The 20,446-nt window shown below is 75.7% G+C and carries 15 protein-coding genes; 4 read left to right on the top strand and 11 right to left on the bottom strand.

Annotated features, from left to right (window positions below):
• Positions 1-46: 46 nt before the first annotated feature.
• Positions 47-3,388 (bottom strand): ATP-dependent helicase, encoded by a 3,342-nt coding sequence (locus AC3EVP_RS03660; protein ID WP_435126270.1) that lies wholly within the window; start codon positions 3,386-3,388, stop codon positions 47-49.
• 322 nt (positions 3,389-3,710) lie between these two features.
• Positions 3,711-4,133, bottom strand: a complete 423-nt coding sequence (locus AC3EVP_RS03655; protein ID WP_335977395.1) for an MGMT family protein — start codon at positions 4,131-4,133, stop codon at positions 3,711-3,713.
• A gap of 227 nt (positions 4,134-4,360) precedes the next feature.
• Between AC3EVP_RS03655 and AC3EVP_RS03650 the strand changes: the two genes are divergently transcribed.
• Positions 4,361-7,297, top strand: a complete 2,937-nt coding sequence (locus AC3EVP_RS03650; protein ID WP_435125899.1) for a lysylphosphatidylglycerol synthase transmembrane domain-containing protein — start codon at positions 4,361-4,363, stop codon at positions 7,295-7,297.
• Between the two features lie 77 nt (positions 7,298-7,374).
• Here AC3EVP_RS03650 and AC3EVP_RS03645 read toward each other — a convergent pair whose 3' ends face one another.
• On the bottom strand, positions 7,375-8,022 hold the full coding sequence (locus AC3EVP_RS03645) for a hypothetical protein (protein WP_435125897.1): 648 nt from the start codon (positions 8,020-8,022) through the stop codon (positions 7,375-7,377).
• A gap of 305 nt (positions 8,023-8,327) precedes the next feature.
• On the opposite strand from AC3EVP_RS03645, the gene AC3EVP_RS03640 reads away from it, so the two are divergent.
• Both AC3EVP_RS03640 and AC3EVP_RS03635 read left to right on the top strand, forming a co-directional pair.
• Positions 8,328-8,993: a hypothetical protein gene (locus tag AC3EVP_RS03640; RefSeq protein WP_435125895.1), complete on the top strand. Its 666-nt coding sequence runs from the start codon at positions 8,328-8,330 to the stop codon at positions 8,991-8,993.
• Complete coding sequence (locus AC3EVP_RS03635) at positions 8,981-10,072, top strand: hypothetical protein (protein ID WP_435125892.1); 1,092 nt, start codon at positions 8,981-8,983, stop codon at positions 10,070-10,072. Before AC3EVP_RS03640 ends, AC3EVP_RS03635 begins: the two co-directional genes overlap by 13 nt.
• 78 nt (positions 10,073-10,150) lie before the next feature.
• Here the strand turns inward: AC3EVP_RS03635 and moeZ are convergent, their stop codons facing one another.
• From moeZ to AC3EVP_RS03595, 8 genes are all read right to left on the bottom strand, one after another.
• Positions 10,151-11,329 (bottom strand): adenylyltransferase/sulfurtransferase MoeZ, encoded by a 1,179-nt coding sequence (gene moeZ / locus AC3EVP_RS03630; protein ID WP_335977407.1) that lies wholly within the window; start codon positions 11,327-11,329, stop codon positions 10,151-10,153.
• Positions 11,330-11,464: 135 nt separating this feature from the next.
• Positions 11,465-12,313, bottom strand: coding sequence for a spherulation-specific family 4 protein (locus AC3EVP_RS03625; RefSeq protein ID WP_435125889.1), 849 nt, complete (start codon positions 12,311-12,313; stop codon positions 11,465-11,467).
• Positions 12,301-13,203 (bottom strand): NAD-dependent epimerase/dehydratase family protein, encoded by a 903-nt coding sequence (locus tag AC3EVP_RS03620; protein WP_335977412.1) that lies wholly within the window; start codon positions 13,201-13,203, stop codon positions 12,301-12,303. Before AC3EVP_RS03620 ends, AC3EVP_RS03625 begins: the two co-directional genes overlap by 13 nt.
• Positions 13,200-13,442 (bottom strand): hypothetical protein, encoded by a 243-nt coding sequence (locus AC3EVP_RS03615; RefSeq protein ID WP_435125886.1) that lies wholly within the window; start codon positions 13,440-13,442, stop codon positions 13,200-13,202. The genes AC3EVP_RS03620 and AC3EVP_RS03615 overlap by 4 nt, the downstream gene beginning before the upstream one ends.
• 30 nt (positions 13,443-13,472) lie before the next feature.
• Entirely contained in the window at positions 13,473-14,372 is a 900-nt protein-coding gene (locus AC3EVP_RS03610; RefSeq protein ID WP_435125884.1) for a hypothetical protein, read from the bottom strand.
• Between the two features lie 725 nt (positions 14,373-15,097).
• Entirely contained in the window at positions 15,098-16,771 is a 1,674-nt protein-coding gene (locus AC3EVP_RS03605) for a DUF3492 domain-containing protein (RefSeq protein WP_435125882.1), read from the bottom strand.
• 273 nt (positions 16,772-17,044) lie between these two features.
• A complete protein-coding gene (locus tag AC3EVP_RS03600) occupies positions 17,045-18,709 on the bottom strand; it encodes a DUF3152 domain-containing protein (RefSeq protein WP_435125880.1) in 1,665 nt (554 codons plus the stop codon).
• Positions 18,710-18,717: 8 nt separating this feature from the next.
• A complete protein-coding gene (locus AC3EVP_RS03595; protein ID WP_435125877.1) occupies positions 18,718-19,791 on the bottom strand; it encodes an alpha/beta fold hydrolase in 1,074 nt (357 codons plus the stop codon).
• 245 nt (positions 19,792-20,036) lie between these two features.
• On the opposite strand from AC3EVP_RS03595, the gene AC3EVP_RS03590 reads away from it, so the two are divergent.
• Complete coding sequence (locus AC3EVP_RS03590; protein ID WP_435125874.1) at positions 20,037-20,375, top strand: hypothetical protein; 339 nt, start codon at positions 20,037-20,039, stop codon at positions 20,373-20,375.
• The last annotated feature ends 71 nt before the right edge of the window (positions 20,376-20,446 follow it).

Raw genomic sequence — 20,446 nt, 5'->3', positions numbered from 1 at the left:
TTCACCTGCCGCTCCCGCCCCTGCCCCTCCCGGTACTCCCGCTCTCCTACTCCACGACCTGCTGTCCCTCCGGGCGGGCCGTGCACGCCGAGCGGAAGGCGCAGTGCGCGCAGTGGTGGCCGGCCGCCGGCGTGAAGCGCTCGTCCAGCACCCGCCCGGCCGCCTCGGCGAGCAGCTCCTGCGCCCACTCCCCCTCGAGGGGCTCCTGCCGCTGCACCGCCGGAAGCGCGTCGCCGCCCTCCTTGCGGGTGGCGCCGACCCGCAGCTGCACGAGCTCGGCGCCGCCCGGGTGCGGGCGCGCGCCGCCGAAGAGCGGGTCGACGGCCCCCTCCCGGACGGCGAGCTGGTAGACCGCGAGTTGCGGGTGCCGCTCGACCTCCTTCGCGGCGGGCTTGGCCCGCCCGGTCTTGAAGTCCACGACGTACGCCTGCCCCTCGGCGTCCGTCTCCACCCGGTCCATGCTGCCGCGGATGCGCACCTGCGCGTCGCCCGCCTCCAGCGTCACGTCGAAGGCGTGCTCCCCGGCGACCGCCTGCCGGCCGCGCTCCATGACGTGCCAGCGCAGGAAGCGCTCCAGCGCGGCGCGGGCGTTCTCCCGCTCCTGCCGGGACTTCCAGGGCGCGTCGAAGGCGAGCGCGTCCCACACCGAGTCCAGCCGGGCCATCAGCACGTCCAGATCCGCGGGGGCACGCCCCGAGGCCACCTCGTCGGCCAGGACGTGCACCACGTTGCCGAAGCCCTGCGCGGCCGTCGACGGCGGCTCCGCCTTCACCTCTCGGCCCAGGAACCACTGCAACGCGCAGGTGTTCGCCAACTGGTCCAGCGCGCTGCCCGACAGCACCACCGGCTGGTCCCGGTCGCGCAGCGGCACCTCCGAGCGGGTCGGCTCGTACAGCCCCCACCAGCGGTCGGGGTGCGCGGCGGGCACCAGCGGATAGCCGTCGTCGGTGAGCGAGGCCATCCGGGCCAGCCGGCGCGCGGCGGCGTCCCGCAGCTCGGGGGACGCCTTCGGGTCCACGGTGGTCGCGCGCAGCTCCGCGACGAGCGGGGCCACCGCCAGCGGCCGGCGCGGCCGGTGGCCGACGTGCACCGGCTCCACGCCCAGCTCGGCCAGGAACCGCGACGGCTGGTCGCCCTCGTCCGCGGCGGACTTCACCGCGGTCACCAGCAGCCGGTCGCGCGCGCGGGTCACCGCCACGTAGAACAGCCGGCGCTCCTCGGCCAGCAGCGCGCCCGGGGTGAGCGGCGGCGCCAGTCCGTCCCGGCCGATCCGGTCGGCCTCCAGCAGCGAGCCGCGCCGCCGCAGGTCCGGCCACACCCCCTCCTGCACCCCCGCCACCACGACGAGCGGCCACTCCAGCCCCTTCGCCCGGTGCGCGGTCATCAGGCGTACGGCGTCGGGCCGTACGGTACGGCCGCCGAGCGTGTCGGCCACGATGTCGAACGACGACAGCTCGTCGATCAGGTTCAGCGCGCCCCGGCCCCCGGTGCGCTCCTCCGCCCGCGCCACCGTCTCGAACAGCGCGCACACCGCGTCCAGGTCGCGGTCGGCGTTCCGCCCGGCCGGGCCGCCGCGCAGCGCCGCCCGCTCCAGCCGGCCCGGCCACGGCGACCCGTGCCACAGCGCCCACAGCGCGTCCTCCACGGTGCCGCCCGCCGCGAGACCCGTGCGGGCCTCGGCCAGTTGCGCCCCCAGCCGCTGGGCGCCGCGCGCGTACGACGGGTCGTGGGCCGCCAGCCGCTCCGGGTGCGCCAGCGCCTCGGCGATCAGCTGGTCCGACGGGCGCGGCACCGCCGCGCCCGCGGCCCGCTCCTCCTCGCGCAGCGCGCGCCCCAGCTTCCGCAGGTCGGCGGAGTCCATGCCGCCCAGCGGCGACGTGAGCAGCGTCAATGCGTCCTCGACAGACAACCCGGACCCGGGGCGCTCGCCCTCGCCGCCCCCCGCGCCCGGTGCCGTATCGGCCCGGGCCGCGTGCGGGGCGTCGCCCGCGGCCGCTTGCCCGCCCGGGTCCGCGCTCGGCTGCTGCTCGCGGTCGCCGGACCCGGACGCCGCGTCCGCCGGCGCCGCCTGCTCCGGTGCCGTCGGCTCCGGCGACGCCTGTTCCGGCAACGCCTGTTCCGGCGATGGGGCCGGCTGCGCCGCCGCTTCCGCCGCCACCCGCAGGGCCAGCAGCAGCGGGGCGACGGCCGGGTCCGCGTGCAGCGGGGTGTCGGACGGGGCGAGGTCGATCGGCACCCCGGCGGCGGCGAGCGCGCGGCGCAGCGTGGGCAGGGCCGCGGTGGTGCGGGTGAGGACCGCCATGCCGGTCCAGGGGATGCCGTCTTCGAGGTGGGCGCGGCGCAGCGCGTCGGCGACGGCCTCGAGTTCGGCGCCCGGCGTGGGGTGGGTGCGCACCGCCAGCACGCCGCCGGGCCGGTGCGCGGTCGGGGCGCGGTGGGCGCGGGCCGCGGCCGCGGGCAGCCGCGGCAGCGCCATCCGGCCCGCGAGCTGCCCCGCGGCGGCGAGCAGCACGGCCCCGGCCCTGCGGTTGCCGGTGAGCACCCGGACCGGGGCCGGGCGGCCGTCCTGGCCGGGGAACGCGGTGGGGAAGTCGAGGATGCCGTTCACGTCGGCGCCCCGGAAGGCGTAGATCGACTGGTCGGGGTCGCCGAAGGCGACGAGGGTGCGGCCCTGCCCGGCGATCGCGCGCAGCAGCCGGACCTGCGCGGCATCGGTGTCCTGGTACTCGTCGACGAAGACCGCGTCGTAGCGCCCGGCGAGTTCGGCGTGCACCTCCGGCCGCCGGACCAGCCGGACCGCGCGGTGCACCAGTTCGGTGTAGTCGATGACGCCCTGGAGGTCGGCGACGTCCAGGTACTCCTGGAGGAACGCGGCGGCCGCGAGCCAGTCGGGGCGGCCGATCCGGCGGGCGAAGTCGGCGAGCGCGCGCGGGGCCAGGCCCAGTTCGCGGGTGCGGGCGAGCACGGCGCGCACCTCGTCGGCGAAGCCGCGGGTGGTCAGCGCGGCCCGCAGGTCGTCCGGCCAGCCGACCTTGGCGCGGCCCTCGCGGGCGAGCCGGGCCTGCCCGGCGAGCAGTTCGCGGACCATCAGGTCCTGCTCGGGCCCGGACATCAGCCGCACCGGCTCGGCGAACAGGTCGGGGTCCTGGTGCGCGCGCAGCAGCCCGTAGCAGAACGAGTGGAAGGTGGCGGCCTGCGGAGCGGCGGTCGCGCTGCCGGTCAGGAGCTGCGCGCGGGCGGCCATCCGGTCGCGCAGTTCGACCGCGGCGGCCCGGCCGTAGGTCAGGACGAGCACCCGGTCGGCGGGGGTGCCGGCCCGCACCCGGGCCAGGACGGCTTCGACGAGCGTGGTGGTCTTGCCCGTGCCGGGTCCGGCCAGCACCAGCATCGGTCCCCGGTCGTGCTCAACCACGGCGCGCTGGGATGCGTCCAGCACTGGAGGCGCGGCGGACACCAGCGGGGCGCGCACCAGCCGGTAGCCTCCGACGCCCGGGCGGCCCGCCCGTACGTCACCGGTGCGGACGGCACCGGTCCGGGCGTCCGGGCCGGCCGTCTCGGGCGCGCCGCCAGCAGCAGTGCCAGGAAGTGGGGAAGAGGGGTTCACGTGGTTCGCCGGTTTCGTGGTGGTCAGGCAATGTACTCCGTACGGGCGGGCCGCGGCACGCGCCGCCGCCCGATGCCGGAAGCTGGGTGATATGAGCCTCGGGCCGTCATCCGCCGTCCGCGCCCGCCGTGCCGGGCGGGTCCTCGGCGTGCCGTCCGCCGTCCGGCCCCTGCCCGCCGTCCTGCCGGCCCTGCCCGTCCCAGCGGGCCCGGCGCATGTCCAGGCGCGGCAGGTGGCCCTCGGTGGCCGGGCCGGCCGTCCGCAGCGGGGTGCCCTCCGCGCGGTACTCCGCCAGCGCGCGCTGCTCGTGCCCGGCGAGCAGCACCCCGTCGGCGCGCACCACCCGCCACCACGGCACCACCGCGCCGTACTCCGCCATGACCCGGCCGACCTGGCGCGGACCGCCCTCCCCCAGCCACTCCGCCACGTCGCCGTACGTCATGACCCGGCCGGGCGGGATCAGGTCCACCGCGTCCAGCACCTTCTCCGCGTACGGCCCCAGCTCGCCCGCCCCGGTCTCCTCGCTCACCCGGTCAATCCTGCCGCACCCCGCCGACACCGGGGGGTTACGGCTCCGAACGCACAGGGCGCATGCCACCATCGTCCGGGCGGTGACTGGTGATACGAGACCAAGAAGAGACAACCGGGGACAAGCAGGGCGGCGGCGGGGCCATGGGGACCGCCGGCGCTCCCGGCGGGCTGTCCCCGGCCGCCTCCGCACCGCGGACCGGCGGCGGGGCCGGCACGGGGGCGGCGATGGCTGACGGTTCCGGCGGTTCCGGCGGTTCCGATGACCCCGGCGGCTCCGGCAACTCCGGCGACCCCGACGGTACGGACGGCTCCCCGTCCACCGGCGGAAGACCCGGCGGCCTGCCGCAGCCGCACGGCGCCCACCGGGCACCGGAGGACCTGATCTGGACGGACCCGGGCACCCCGAAGCCCAACGAGTCCCCGGGCCCCCAGGACACGCACGGCACCCACGAAGCCCCGGAAGAGCCCCCCGAGGAGCCCCCGTCCTGCGACGGCGCCTCCCCCGAGCCGGCCGGCGCCACCCGCCAGGCCGTCTCCGTGGACGAGCCGCTGCTCGCCGCCCGGGTGCACCGCCCCGCCGACCTGGTCCGCTTCTTCCTCGGGCTGCTCGGCATCGGCGTGGTGCTGGCCATCGCGGGCTTCGCGCACGCCACCACCAACGGCCTGGAGACCGACATCACCAAGGGCGCCATGCGGGCGCCGGACTTCTTCTCCTCCGTCACCGGCAACGCCGCGAGCGTCGCGGTGCTCATCGTGCCGGTGGCGTTCGCGGTGGAGCGGCTGGTCAAACGGGACGGGCTGCGGGTCGCGGACGGCGTGCTCGCGGCCGTCCTCGCGCACGGCGCCGCCCTCGCCACCGACCTGTGGGTGACCAACGCCGCCCCCGGCCCGATCCGCGAGGCGCTCTCGCACGGCGCGCCGACCGGGCTGGGCATGACCGACCCGGTGCAGGGCTACCTCGCCCCGGTCATCGCCTACGTCACCGCCTCCGGCATGGCCCGCCGGCCGCGCTGGCGGGTGGCGCTGTGGTTCGTCCTGCTGCTGGACGCCTTCGCGGTGCTGGTCGGCGGCTACACCACGCCGTTCTCGATCGCGCTGACCCTGCTGATCGGCTGGACCGTGGCGAACGGCACCGTCTACGCGATCGGCTCGCCGAACGTCCGCCCCACCGGGCAGAACCTGCTGGCCGGCCTGCGCCGGGTCGGGTTCGCGCCGCTGACCGCGCGGCGAGTGGTGGAGGACCGCCCGGAGAGCGCCGACTCCGACCGCGGCCGCGGCTACCTGGTCACCCTGGAGGACGGCCCGCCGCTGGACGTCACCGTGGTCGACCGCGAGCAGCAGGCGCACGGCTTCTTCTACCGGGCCTGGCGGCGGATGTCGCTGGTCGGCGGCATCACCCAGCGCCGCAGCCTGCTCTCGCTGCGGCAGGCGCTGGAGCAGGAGGCGCTGCTCGCGTACGCGGCGATCGCGGCCGGCGCCAACGCGCCCAAGCTGATCGCCACCTCGGAGCTGGGCCCCGACGCGGTGATGCTCGTCTACGAGCACATCGGCGGCCGGCGGCTGGACGCGCTGGCCGACGACGAGATCACCGACGCCCTGATGCGCGAGGCGTGGACGCAGGTGCGGGCCCTCCAGTCGCGGCGGATAGCGCACCGGCGGCTGGTCGGCGAGTCGCTGCTGGTGGACCGGAGCGGCCGGGTCTTCCTCACCGACCTGCGCGGCGGTGAGATCGCCGCCGGCGACATCCTGCTGCGGATGGACATCGCGCAACTGCTGACGACGATGGCGCTGCGGGTCGGCCCCGAGCGGGCGGTCGGCGCGGCGCTGTCGGTGCTCGGCCCGGACGCGGTCGCCGCCTCGCTGCCGCTGCTCCAGCCGATCGCGCTCAGCCGCTCCACCCGCGGCGAGCTGAAGGCGCTCAACCGGGCCCGCGCGGTGCGGGAGCGCGAGGCGGTGCTCGCGGCGCTGTCCGCGGACAAGGAGGCCAAGGAGGAGGCCAGGGAGCGCAGCCGGGCGCAGGCCGCCCGCGGCCATGAGGGGGCGTCCGCGGTGCCCGCGGAGCAGTCCGGCACGCCGGCCCGGGCGCAGTCGAAGGCGGAGCGGAAGGCCGAGAGCAAGGCGGAGAAGCGCGCCATGGAGGACGCGCTGGAGGAGGTCCGCGAGGAGGACCTGCTGGCGCGGATCAGGCGTCAGGTGCTGCTGATCCGCCCGCAGGCGCCGGTGGAGCCGGTGCGGCTGGAGCGGATCAAGCCGCGCACCCTGATCACGGTCATCGCGGGCGCCTTCGCCGCGTACTTCCTGCTCTCCCAGCTGTCGTCGGTGCCGATCGGCCACGCCATCGTGCACGCGGACTGGAAGTGGGCGCTGGTCGCGCTGGTCGGTTCCGCGGCCAGTTACGTGGCCGCGGCCGGCGCGCTGTCCGGTTTCGTGCCGGAGCGGCTGTCGTGGCCGCGGACGGTGATGGCGCAGGTCGCCGGGTCGTTCGTGAAACTGGTCGCGCCGGCCGCGGTGGGCGGGGTGGCGCTGAACACCCGCTACCTCCAGAAGGCCGGGGTGCGGCCGGGGCTGGCGGTGGCGAGTGTGGGCGCCTCGCAGCTCGTCGGACTCGGCTCGCACATCGTGCTGCTGATGGCGTTCGGCTTCGTCACCGGCACCGAGAAGACGCCGTCGCTGTCGCCGTCGCGGACGGTCATGGCGGGGCTGCTGACCGCGGGTGTGCTGGTGCTGGTGGTCACCGCGGTGCCCGCGCTGCGGAAGTTCGTCTCCACCCGGGTGCGGGCGCTGTTCGCGGGCGTCGTACCGCGCATGCTGGACGTGCTCCAGCGTCCGGCGAAGCTGCTCACCGGCATCGGCGGCACCCTGATGGTCACGGTGACCTTCGTCCTGTGCCTGGACGGCTGCGTACGGGCCTTCGACGGGCACCTCAGCTACGCGACGGTCGCGGTGGTCTACCTCGCGGGCAACGCGCTGGGCTCCGCGGCACCGACGCCGGGCGGGGTCGGCGCGGTCGAACTGGCGCTGACCGGTGGCCTGATCGCGGCCGGGCTGCCGAAGGAGGTGGCCACGCCGGCGGTGCTGTTCTTCCGGCTGCTGACGTTCTGGCTGCCGGTGCTGCCCGGGTGGCTGGCGTTCACACACCTCAGCCGGAAGGGCGAGTTGTAGCGCGGGCTGGCCGCTGCGGGGGCGGGGCCTGCCGGCCGGTGGGACGACCGGTCGGCAGGAGCTGCGGGAGCGGGGGCCTACGCGTCCTCGATGTCCGAGATCTGCTTCGTCGCCAGATCGGACCGGACCTTCAGGTAGGTGTAGCCGGGGTGGCTCGGGTTGCCCCAGCTCAGGCGGACGGTGCTGAACGCGTGCCCGGCGTCGGTGCCGTCGGGCGTGACCTGCCAGCCGATCGGGCTGTCCTGGGCGCGCAGCACACCGTCGGCGTGCTGGGCGGCCTCCCAGGCGGCCAGCGTCTTCTGGAAGCCGGTGGTGAGGTAGTGCTCCCGCAGGCCGTTGCGCAGGTCGTCGTTGCGGGCGTCCCACACCACGTCGATGTAGGCGCCGTAGAAGTCCGCGACCCGGTCGGCGGTCGACTGCGGGTCGCCCGAGCGGGCGGCCGAGGTGGCCTTCGGCGCGTCGGAGCCGGTGGTGTGGTCGGCACCGGCGACGGGGATCGCGCCGGTGAGGGGGTCCGCGCCGGTGGTGTGGTCGGGGTGCATGACCTGGTCGGCGCCGGTGGTGTGGTCGGTGTGCGTGGCCGAGATCGGTCCGGCCCGGTGCGGGCTGCGGGTGCTGTCCGCCTGGGCGGCGGCCGCGGGCGCGGCGACGGCCAGGCCGAGAACGGCTGCGGCCAGGACAAGGCGGCGGCCGGCAGTGCGGGCGCGGGTGCGCGCGAGGTGCATGGAGGGCGACCTTTCACGAGATGGGAGTGGATAGACCACTGTTGCCCCATAAGCGATCTGACACCCCGTAAGACCGGCTGTGTCCGCGAAGGGTTGTCCTCCTCTTGGGGGGAACACATGACCACCGCCGCCCCCGGCCGCCCCGCCGTGTGACATGTCCGTGACCGAACGCGCACGTCCCCGCTCTCGTGACCCGCCCCGGAGCTTCGATACGGTGGAGCCCTGGATACGGGGGCCAGCAACGGGTGAACGCAGTGCCGCGAACCGGGGGCTCCGCAGCGACGACCGATCGGGAGCCCTCCACGATGCGCGCACGCACCGCAGCGACCGCCACCGCACTGGCGGCGGCCACCGCCCTCACCCTGACGGCCTGCGGCGGGTCCGGCGGCGGGTCCGACGCCAAGATCTCCTCCCCCGCGACGAGTTCGGCCGCCCCGACCACCCCATCGGCCCCGGCGACGCAGAGCAGCGCCCTGAAGATCGACCCGACGCTGGCGCTCCCGGCCGACCTGAAGGCGCAGTTCGAGTGGACCGCGCCGAAGAACGCCGAGGAGGCCGCCGCCCTCTCGGGCGCCGCCAACTTCATCCAGGCCATCGACCACGCCGTGGTGAAGCAGAACAAGAACGACGCGGGCCTGGTCGGATACGCCGCGGACGGCGCGCTGACGTACGCCCAGAACTACGTCCAGCAGAACGTCGACCTGAAGCTGACCATGACGGGCACCGACCGCTACTACAGTCCCGCCTTCACGCTGGGCAGTGGCGGCGGGTCCGTCGAGGTCAAGCTCTGCAACGACCAGTCCAAGCTCTACAGCAAGGAGGTCGCCGGCGGGAAGGTGCACGTCACCGGGGCGAGTGACCGCAACTACGTGTCCTGGGACATCGTGATGGTCAAGCTCCCCACCGCGCAGGCGGTCTGGCAGGCGCACTCGGTCACCGTCAAGGAGAAGGCACTCCAGTGCAAGCAGTGAGCATCGCCGGAGCGGCCCGCCGCGGGCTGGTACTCGCCGCGGTGGTGGTCCTCGCCGCCGCCACGCCCGGCCACGCGTACACCGACACCTCCAAGTCCTCGTCCGACTCCTCACAGACCTCCGGCACCAGCAACGGCGTCGACCTCGCGGCCGGGGCGAAGGCCGTACGCATCACGTATCCGTCCGGGTCGTCGTCCACGCGCACGCACGCGATCGCCTCGGTGGACGTGAACTGGACGCCGCCGGCGTGCTGGATCGGCCCGATCGCCGACCCGGTGACGTTCAAGAAGGACGTCCTGGCCGGGGTGAAGGCCACCGATGTGCCCGGGCAGCCGAGTTACGCCCTGGAGGCGATGGACCAGTACAAGAACCACTACGACACCGGCTACACCTGGGACGGCAGCGGCAAGGGCTACAAGGACTTCAACGTCGACCAGCAGGGCAAGGGCATGTTCTGGGGCGCGGTGGAGAACCCCGACGCGCCGAACACCCTCGCGAAGTACGCCTGCAACGGCACGATCCCGTTCTTCGTGCCCAACGGCCAGCGCCCGCCGGCGGGCACGCCGAACGTGATCACCCCCGAGATGCTCTCGAAGCTCGCGTACGCGCACACGCAGGTGCCCGGCGTGACGGTCGAGACCAACCCGGTGGCCACCCAGACGGTCAACCTGCCCACGTGGGTGCGGCTGGAGGAGAAGTACACGCCGGTGAAGGTGCGCGCGTCGGTGGACCTCGGCGGCGGGCAGGAGATCTGGGCGGAGACCACCGCGCGGCCGACGAGCGTGCACATCGACCCGGGCACCTCGGACGCGACGCTCCACCCGGCGTCCGGCGACTGCCCGATCGCGGCGGACGGCACCGTGGGCGCCGACTACGGCGGGGACCCGAAGGCCGACCCGCCCTGCGGGGTGACGTATCTGAGGTCCACCCAGGCGACCGGCCCGTTCGACCTCGACGTCACCGCGACCTGGAGTGTCAGCTGGACCGGCTCCGGCGGCACCGGCGGGGCCCTGCCCGACGGCCGTGTCCAGCAGCCGAAGCAGGTCACCGTCCAGGAGATCCAGTCCGTCAACCGCTGAGACGCGAGGTAAGGGGCGGCACTCTGGAGTGCCGCCCCTTACCTCGGTCCGCTACCGCAGTGCGCCTGCGGGTTCCGGCTAGTAGACCGGCTTCTCCGGCTCGATCGTGTTGACCCAGCCGATGACCCCGCCGCCGACGTGGACGGCGTCGGAGAAGCCCGCGGACTTCAGGACGGCCAGCACCTCGGCGCTGCGCACCCCGGTCTTGCAGTGCAGCACGATCCGCTTGTCCTGCGGGAGATGTTCGAGCGCCGAACCCATCAGGAACTCGTTCTTCGGGATGAGCTTCGCGCCGGGGATCGACACGATCTCGAACTCGTTCGGCTCGCGGACATCGATGATCTCGATGTTCTCGCCGTCGTCGATCCACTCCTTGAGCTGCTTGGGAGTGATCGTGGAGCCGGCCGCGGCCTCCTGGGCCTCCTCGGAGACGACGCCGCAGAACGCCTCGTAGTCGATCAGTTCGGTGACGGTGGGGTGGTCACCGCACACCGCGCAGTCCGGGTCCTTGCGGACCTTGACCGTGCGGTACGTCATCTCCAGGGCGTCGTAGATCATCAGCCGGCCGACCAGCGGCTCGCCGATGCCGGCCAGCAGCTTGATCGCCTCGTTGACCTGGATGGAGCCGATCGAGGCGCACAGCACGCCGAGGACGCCGCCCTCGGCGCAGGAGGGCACCATGCCCGGCGGCGGGGGCTCCGGGTACAGGCAGCGGTAGCAGGGGCCGTACTCGGACCAGAAGACCGACGCCTGACCGTCGAAGCGGTAGATCGAGCCCCAGATGTACGGCTTGTTGAGCAGCACGCAGGCGTCGTTGACCAGGTAGCGGGTGGCGAAGTTGTCCGTGCCGTCGACGATCAGGTCGTACTGCGCGAAGATCTCCATCACGTTCTCGGCTTCGAGCCGCTCTTCGTGCAGGACCACGTTCACGTACGGGTTGATGCCCTTGACGGAGTCGCGGGCGGACTCGGCCTTGGAGCGGCCGATGTCGGCCTGGCTGTGGATGATCTGACGTTGCAGGTTCGACTCGTCGACCTCGTCGAACTCGACGATGCCCAGCGTGCCGACGCCCGCGGCCGCCAGGTACATCAGCGCGGGCGAGCCGAGGCCGCCGGCCCCGACGCACAGCACCTTCGCGTTCTTCAGCCGCTTCTGCCCGTCCATCCCGACATCCGGGATGATCAGGTGGCGCGAATACCTGCGGACCTCGTCAACGGTGAGTTCGGTGGCCGGCTCGACCAGGGGTGGCAGCGACACAGGGACCTCAGCAATACGGTTGGTAGGTCTTCGGACAGTAGGTGCGGGCGGCCGCCCGCACGTCCTGGCCCTGTAACACTGCCACGCCCCACTTCATTCCACGTCACCTGGTCCGAGGGCCGAGACGGAAACCGGTCACATGCTGGGCGGCGGCTCCTCGCGGACCCTGCGGACCGCCTCCGTCCAGTAGCCGGCCAGGCCCGCCCACGGGTCGGCGCCGTCCCGGTCGGTGCGGTCGGTCACGTACACGGTGGCCGCGCCCTGCCAGCGGGCGACCCGCAGCGCGGCATCCAGGTGCGTGGCCGGCAGCCCGTGCACCAGGTGCGCGAAGAGCCGCGGCGAGTACGACGCGGTCCACTCCGGCACCTCCGACCAGCGGTAACGGGTCCACGGCCCGGCGAAGACCACCAGCTGGTCGGCGAACTCGGCGTAGCCGGGGTACGGGTGCGCGCCCGGCGCGAGCACCACCCGGCCGCCGCCGGGCAGCAGCGCGCGCAGGGTCGCGACGGTCCGGCGGCACTGCGCCGCCTCGGCGCGGAGCGTGGGCGCCCGGTCCACGTAGAAGCCGTCCACCCGGTACCAGTCCAGGTAGCGGGCGGCGTCGGCGGCCAGTTCGCCGTACGGCCGGGTGCCGTGCACCGCGTCCAGCCGTCCGAGGAGTGGGACGCCGTTCTCACGGACGCGGGTGAGCGCCTCGGTGTAGAGGGCGTCCGCCCGGCTGCCGGGCCCGGACGACACGTCGAACGCGGCCCAGTCGACGGGCGCGCCCGGCCGGGCCAGTTCGGCCCACTCCGCGGGCGCGACCAGCGGGTGCGCGAAGAGCGGCACCCCGAAGCCGGTCCTGACCGCCTCCGCCCCGCGCCCACCGCCCGCCGCCCGGTCCTGGACGGGGTCCGAAACGGGGTCCGGACGGGTGGGCGGCTCGCTTTGCGGCATGCCGCGCGGGTGGGTGTCGCCGCGCGGGAAGGGGTTCAGACGCGGCATGCCGCCTCCATCCACACATCGGCGAGCGACTCCTCCAGCCCGATCCGCGGCCGCCAGCCGAGCCGGTCGCGGGCGGTGCGCACGTCGGCCTGCTGCCAGGCGCCGCACCCATCCGGGTACGGCGCGGCGTGCGGCGGGTCCTCCAGCTCGCGCAGCGACCCGTCGTAGCCGGCGACATGGGCGAGCGCCGCGGCCATGTCCCGCATCCGCACCGCACGCCCGCTGCCGATGTTCACCACGCCCTGCGCGGCCGACAGCGAGGCGGCGTGCACCGCGCGGGCCACGTCGCGCACGTCCACGAAGTCGCGCTGCGCGCTCAGCCCGCCGAGCTTCAGCTCGCTCTCGCCGTTCTGCATCGCCCGCCGCAGCGCCTCCGCGACCCGGCCCAGCGGCGCCCCGGTCGGAGTGCCCGGCCCGACCGGGGTGAACACCCGCAGCACCACCGCGTCCAGGCCCGAGCCGAGCACCAGCTCCGTCGCGGCGAGCTTGCTCACCCCGTACGGGCCGCCGGGCCGCGGCACCGCGTCCTCCCCAGTGGACGACCCGGCCGGCGAGGGGCCGTACTCCGAACCGCAGCCGACCTGCACCAGCCGGGCCGCGACCGAGCTGCGGCGCAGCGCCTCGCAGACGGTCGCCACGGCGACGATGTTCTGCCGGGTCAGGTCGCGAGCGTTGCCCCGGGTGGAGCCGGCGCAGTTGACCACCACCCCCGGGTGGACCGCGTCCACGAACCGGGCCAGCACCCCGGGCGCGCCCGAGGAGAGGTCGAACCGCACGTCCGCGTCGTCGCTGCGGCCCAGCGCGGTCAACTGGCAGGCGGGGTCGGCCAGCAGGCGTTCGGCGACGTGGCGGCCGATGAAGCCGTCGGCGCCCAGGAGCAGGACCCTCATCGCACACCCCGCCCGGTCCGGTGCCGCAGGACCGTACGGCCGGCCGCGGCGGGCGGCGCGAACCGCTCCGCGGGGGCGGCCGCTTCCGGTGCCGCTTCCGGTGCCGACGGTACGGGGATCGCGAACGGCCCGACGGGTACGGCCGTACCGGTCGGCGGTGCGGCCGGCGGGCGGCCGTACGCGTACGGGTGGCCGGACGCGTCCGGCGAGGTCGGGACGGGTGGGCGGTGCGTGCTCACGAGGGTTCTCCTGATCGGTGGTACGAGAGGTCAGGTGCGGTGGGCCGAGGCGCGCGGGACGCGGTGGAGGCAGTGCGCGGCCAGGGCCAGGGCGGCGGCGCCGCAGGCGGCGGCTTCGGCGGTGCCCGCGGCCACCGGCAGCAGGGCGGCCAGCAGGGCCTGCGCGGCCACGGCGGCGGCGAGTCCCGCGGTCGCCGCCCGCGGTGCGCCGTGCACCGAGAGCAGCCGCGCCGAGAACAGCAGCGCTCCGACGGCCGAGCCGCGCAGCGAGCCGAGGAGGGCAAGCAGGACGAGCAGGGTCGCCGCGTATCCAGCGAGGGCGGCCAGCAGCCGCGGGCGGACCGCGTCGGCGAAGTCGGCGAGGCTGTGGCTCGGGGCGAGTTGGGCCCGGGCGCTCGCCGCGAACCACCGGGCGAGGGCGGCCGCCGGGAGCAGGGTCAGGGCGAGCACCGCGAGGGTGCCGGTGCCGACCGGGTCCGGGCCGCAGCGGGCCAGGGCGAGCAGGGCGAGGGCGCACAGTGCGGCGGGGACGCGGGCCGCGGCTCTTCCGGTCGTTCTCAGCGGGCCGCGGTGCAGGGCGGGCCATGCGGTGGCGGCCAGCACCGCCACCGCGACCGGGGCCGGGGCGTGCAGGGCCGCGGCCACGGAGCAGGCTGCGCCTGGCAGCAGGTGCAGGGCGAGGTCGCGGGGGCGGGGGTGGGGGTGGGGGCGGGCCCGGCCGCGGGGGTGCTCGGGGCGCGGGGCCGGGGCCGGGGTGGCGGTGCGCGCCGTCTTGCGGGGGACCCGGGCGAACAGTTCCTCTGCGAGGCCGAACACGTCGCGGTGGCGCAGCCGTCGCGCGTCGACGTCCGTGACGCCTCGGGCTTCCAGGCCCGCGGCCACCTCCCACATGTCGGCTGCGCCCGCGATCATCGCGTGGTGGTGGTGCATCACGCCTCGTACCGGGTCAGCGGGGCCCCTGCGGGGGGCGGTGCGGGGGGCGCCGGCGCCGTTGTGGGGTGCGGTCGGCGCTGCGGCTCCCGCCGGGGGATGGCTGGGCGCGCAGTTCCCCGCGCCCCCATTCCGCTCGGCCAACGGCTCCACCTCCCCCCGCAAACCGCCACCGCCGTTGCGGGATACGGCCGGCGCTGCGGCTCCCGCCGGGGGACGGCTGGGCGCGCAGTTCCCCGCGCCCCCATTCCGCTCGGCCAACGGCTCCACCTCCCCCGGCAAACCGCCACCGCCGTTGCGGGATACGGCCGCCGCCGCCACACCCGCCAGGGGACGGCTGGGCGCGCAGTTCCCCGCGCCCCCATTCCGCTCGGCCAACGGCTCCACCTCCCCCGGCGAACCTCCACCGCGCGGCCCGGCCACCACCGCCTCAACGACACCACCGCCGTTGCGGGATACGGCCGCCGCCGCCACACCCGCCGGGGGACGGCTGGGCGCGCAGTTCCCCGCGCCCCCATTCCGCTCGGCCAACGGCTCCACCTCCCCCCGCAAGCCGCCACCGCCGTTGCGGGGTGCGGGCGGCGGCGCCGCACCCGCCGGGGGGCGGCTGGGCGGGTAGGTCCCCGCGCTCCCGTTCTGCTCGGGTGTTGGGGGGGTGGGGTGGTAAATCGATTCGCCTGGGGGGTGCAGAAGCGATTCGTCTTGGGGTGGCATGGGGGCGGCTCCTAGCGGCACGGGGTGAGGGCTTCCGCGGGGGCGACGAAGGGGCGGGGGGCGCCGGTGGCGTCGTGGAGGGGTTCGCGGGGGACGGGGTGGCGGGCGAGGACGGAGAGGTAGGCGTCGCGGAAGGCGTGCACGCAGGTGGTGACGGTGAAGAGGGCGAGCGCGCGCTCGCGGGCGGCGGCGCCGAGGCGGGAGGCGCGTTCGGGCCCGCGCAGGAGTTGGAGGGTGGCGTCGGCGAGGGCGCGGGGGTTGCGCGGGGGGACGATCAGCCCGGTGCCGCCGATGACCTCGCGGACGGCACCGACGTCGGTGGAGACCGTCGGGCGCCCGCAGAACATGGCCTCGACCAAGTTGAGCGGGAACCCTTCGGCGCTGCTGCTGAGCAGGACCACGTCGCCCGCCGCGTAGGCGTCCGCGGGTTCGGGCGCGCCGGGGGACCCGATCTCCTCGAAGGTGACCGGGCTCTCGCCGACGGCGTGCGGGTGGGCGGCCTCGTCGGGGAAGAGCTGGGCGGCCAGGCCCCGGCAGTACCCGAGGTAGCCGGCGCTCCGCTCGTCGGTGACGGGCGCGTGGAAGACCCGCAGCCGGGTCTGCGGCTCCTCGGCGCGTATCGCGTGGAAGGCGTGGAGCAGGGCGATCAGGTCCTTGGCGGGGTCGGCGCGCCCGACCCAGGCGAGCGTGGGTTCGGCGGGCGCCGCGGGCTGCCGCCGGGTCTCCTCCTCGGAGGCGGCGCCGGCTCGGGCGAACCGTCCGGCGTCGATGCCCGGGTGGACGGTGCGGACGCGGTCGGCGGGGGCGCCGCACCGCTCCTGCCAGCGCCGGACGTGGGTCGAGCCGGGCGTGACGAGCGCGGCCTGCCGGTAGGACTCGCCGGCCAGCAGGCGGTGGTAGTCGCCGAGCAGGACCCGCACCGCCGGGGTCAGCCCGGCCGCGCGGTGCGCGAGCAGCGCCTCCCGCACCCGCACGGTGTACTCGGTGACGATCAGCGGGGTGCCGCAGAAGCGTTTGGCCAGCAGCCCGGGCAGTGTGGCCGGGCCGCCCGAGACGGCGTGGCAGACGTCGGCGGCGCCCAGCTCGTCGGGGCCGTACCAGGGCAGTGACAGCGGGCGCAGCTGGTGTTCCAGCAGCGCGGCCACGGCGAGGAGTTCGGTGACGCCGATGTCGCCGAGCAGGGGCCGTACCCCGGGTGCGTGGCAGGCGGCCTCCAGCGCGGTGAGCGCGTCCTCGCCGCGCAGCAGCTCGGGCAGTCCGCCGTGTTCCGCGGCGAGTTCGGCGAGGCCGTAGAGCCCCGCGGCGAACCGTCCCGCGCGGTCGGCGGGGTCGGTGCGGGGCGCTGCGGGCGCCGGCCGGCGCCGGTCGGGGGTCTCCGCGGCGCCCGCGAGCGCCGCGGCCAGGTCGCCGAAGTGCCAGCGGAAGGCGGCCCGCCGGGCCTTCCGTGCGGCCCGGCCGCCGCCGCGTGCGGCGGACGGCGGCTCGCCCCACAGCCGTTCGGCCCGCACCCGCCGGACCGGCGGGGGCAGCTCCACCCGTCCGCCGGCCTCGGTCCGCGGCGACCGGCTGAGCGCGTACACGTCGAACTCGTGGTGCGCGAGGCCGCGGACCAGGCGGTCGCACCACGCACCCCCTTCACCTCGCGCATACGGGTAGCCACCCTCGGTGAGTAGTGCGATGCGCACGCGTGCGCCCCCTCTCGGCATACCGGTTCCACGGTCGCTGCCGGGGCGGGGCGCTGTGCGTTGGTGCGGCGGCGGTGCCCGCCCGGCGCGAAGCACGCTATGCCGGGACAACGGTGCTTCGGCGGACGGTTGTCCGTGGTGCCACCAAAAGGGGTGAAGGGGCGTAACTTCCTTGCGCGGCTGCCGTTTACGCGGCTCGGGCGCCTACGTGGCTCCGGGCACCGCCGGTCGCGCCGCCGGTCGCAGCGGCGGCCGAGGGGCGGTGCGGCCGCGTCAGGGGAACGGCCAGGGGTTGGGGACGCAGGTCGGTCCGCCGTCGAGGGACAGGAACTTGGTCTGCTGCATCATCACCGGGGCGGGCGCGCCCTCGCGCGGACAGCCGACGTGGCCGTGGCCGAGGCGGTGGCCGACCTCGTGGTTGACCAGCATCTGGCGGTAGGCGAGCATCCGGTCCGGGCCGTAGGTGGCGGCGCCCTGCGCCCAGCGGTAGGCGTTGATCATGGTGCGCGGGGTGGACGCGGAGTCGCAGGAAACGTTGTCGACGGTGGTGTCCAGCCCGGACTTGGCGCACCACTTCGCGGTGGTGCCGGGGCTGGCCAGGGTGACCACGATGTCGGCCGGCCCCGAGGAGACCCGCTCGAAGGTCATCGTGCCGCCGTGGCCCCAGCTGCGCGGGTCGTTCAGGGTGGCGAAGACGGCGTCGGAGAAGAGCCGGGGGTCCAGGTCGAGGCCCTTCTCCACGTCGACCCGGAAGCGCATCACCTTGCCCTTGCCGGGGGCGGCCTGGTGGCCCGGCACGGTGCTGAAGGCGCCGGACAGGCTCAGGTGCGGGTCGAGCGGGTACTGCCGGGCCATCTGCTCGTCGTACGAGGCGGTGCCGGTCGCGGCGGTGCTCGCCGTGGGGGCGCTCGGCGCGGCGGAGGTGTCCTCCGCGGCGGGGCCGGACGCGCCGTCCGGGGTGGTGTCGTCCTCGGGCCGGTGGTGGCCGCGGTGGAACTGGGTGCCGGCCAGCACCGCGAGGGCGGCCAGCGCGGTCATGGCGGCGACGCCCGTGGTGAGGGTGCGGGCCCTGCGGCGGCCGGGGGCGCCGGGCGCGGACCGGTCGGCGCCGTCCGCCGCGCCCTTCCCCGTGCTCCCGCCGCCGTCGTCGTCGGTTCCGGCGCCGGGTTCGGGCGAGGGGGCCGGCACCGGGCGCGGCGCGGGCGCGTCGAAGGCATCCAGGAACTCCTGCCGGGGCCGCGACATCACGCGCCCGGCCTGGCCGTGCCGCCCGCCGTGCGCGGCGGGCGAGTCGAACGCGGCCGCGGTGTCGTACGGCGCCCAGTCCGCGGCCCACTCCTCGACCGGGTCGTAGGGCAGGTCGCGGCGGCCGGGGCGGTCCGCCGGCCAGGCGCCGGGGGCGCCCCACGCGCCGTGTTCGGGGTGTTCGGGGTGTTCGGGGCGGAAGCGGGCGGGGCCGGGCGGGCCGTCGTCGAGCCGGTCCAACGGGTCGGGCCGGCCGGGGCCGCCCCACCGGTCCACGCCGTCCCGGCCGTACGGGGGTCGCGGCGGTTCGTCGACGCCGTAGGGGCTCACCGGGCTGAGCGGGCTCGCCGGGTCCTCAGCGGCCGGCGGGTCCAGGCGGTCCAAGCGGTCCGAGCGGTCCAGGCGGTCCACCGGGCTCAGCGGCGCGAAGTAGTCGCTGTCGTCGGCGGGGCCGCGGCGGCGCCGGCCCGTACCGGGCGCGGCGGGCGGGATCGGGCCGCCGCTGACGAAGCCGCCGGCGCCGGATATGCCCGGGGCCGCCCGGTCCGTCCCGTCCTGGCCCGCGCGGCGGCGCCCCAGCTCCCGGTCGCCCCAGGGGTCGTCGTCCCACCCGGCCGGGCCGTCCGGTCCGCCGCCCCACTGGCTCGGGCTGTCCCGGTCGTCCTGGCCGTCTGTCGCGCTGTGCTTCCCCACGCCCTCGATCAGCTCCTGGTCGCCGCGTCGGTGCCCGTATCCGTGCTCGTGCCCGTACTCCTGCTCGCGCCCGGGTGCGTGCCGCTGTCCGCCGGGCCGCCGGACCCCGCCGGCCCGGCGTGCTCGCGCTCGCGCGCGGCGACGTCGGCCAGCAGGTCGCGGAAGGCCCGGTCGACCAGCTCCGGGTACTCCATCATCGCCACATGCCCGCTGCCGGGGATGACAAGCGTCCGGCGGTCCCGGAAGGCGCCGGCCGCACGGCGGGCGGACTTGGCGGAGACCAGCTTGTCGCGCCCGCCGTGCACCAGCAAGGTCGGGGCGAGGACCCGCTCGGCCTGGCGCCACAGGGCGTGCTGGCCGCCGAGGGTGTAGGCGTCCACCAGTCCGCGCACGGAGCGGACCATCACGTCCCGGAAGTACGGCAGCCGCATCCGGCGCTCGTACTCGGCGGCGGCCGCCTCGACGGCCTGCGGGTCCACCGCGTCCGGGTCGCCGTAGCAGAGCGACAGCAGGGCGTGGGTGCGGCGCTGCGGGGACCAGTCGCGGGTCAGCCGGGTGTAGAGCTGGATCACCCCGGGTGCCCCGGCGAACACGGTGGGCCACGCGGTGAGCTGCGGCGGGACCTCCGGGAGCGCGGGCGAGATCAGGGTGAGGGTGCGCACCAGGTCCGGGCGGGCCGCGGCGACCTTGACGGCGACCGAGCCGCCCAGCGAGTTGCCGAACAGGTGGACCGGGCCGCGGCCCTCCGCGTCCAGCAGCCGGATCACGGCTCTGGCCTGCCCCGGGATCGTGTAGTCGGCGTTGTCCGGCGGCGGAGAATGGCCGAATCCGGGCAGGTCCGGGGCTTCCGGAGCCACGATGTCGGAGATCCGGGCCATCAGGGCGGACCAGTTCTGCGAGGAGCCGCCGAGGCCGTGCACGCACAGCGCGGGCTCCGGTCCGCCGTCGGACCGCGACCGGACCACCAGGCTCAGCCCGGGCAGCCCCACGGTCCGCACCGTCTCGCCGGCCGCCAGCGGCGGCCCCTCCGGTGGTACGGCCGCCGGTGCAACGGCCGCGCGGGGAAGATCGGTCGAGGGCATACGGCAATATTACGAGAGGATCACGCCAACGCCCCTGGGTTCGCGGCGAGAAGCGGCCCGACGGCGGGCAGGAGGAGCCGAAAGCCGCCATCCCGGGTGTCCGCGGTGCGCCCCCGGTGCGCCCGCGGTACGGCCGCCGCCCGGGCCGCGCTGCGGGCTGCCGCCCGGGGCCGCCCTGCGCATGCGCGCGGCAGCTCCTACGCTCGAAGGTGGCGGTTCTGCGCGTTTCTGCACGAGGAGGGGCCATGTCCGACCGGACCGGAAGCAACGACACCAACGCCACCGACGCCACCAACCGCGCCCATGGCGCCGACGGCGGGCCGGCCGAGGTGGACGAACGGGACGAGATCGGCGTGATCGACGAGGCGGAGGCCGCGGAGACCTCCCGCGAGGACGCCGACCGCGACCCCTCGCTCGACCTGGAGGCGCCCGAGGCGGACACCGCCGAGCAGCGCGCCGACCTGGTCGAACCGGATGACGACCAGGTCACCGCGCGGCCCGCGGACCAGGCGGCCGAGGCCGACCCGGTGGACGCCGCGGAGCAGCGCCGTGCGGTCACCCGTGACGAGGACGACTACCGCTGACCGGGTCCGTGGGCGCCCGGGACCCCCGGTGCGCCAGGGAATGCCGCCCGTGAGGTTTCGCCCGCAGGTCC

The sequence above is a fragment of the Actinacidiphila sp. bgisy144 genome, assembly GCF_057708105.1.
This window is presented reverse-complemented; position numbering and strand designations above follow the sequence as displayed.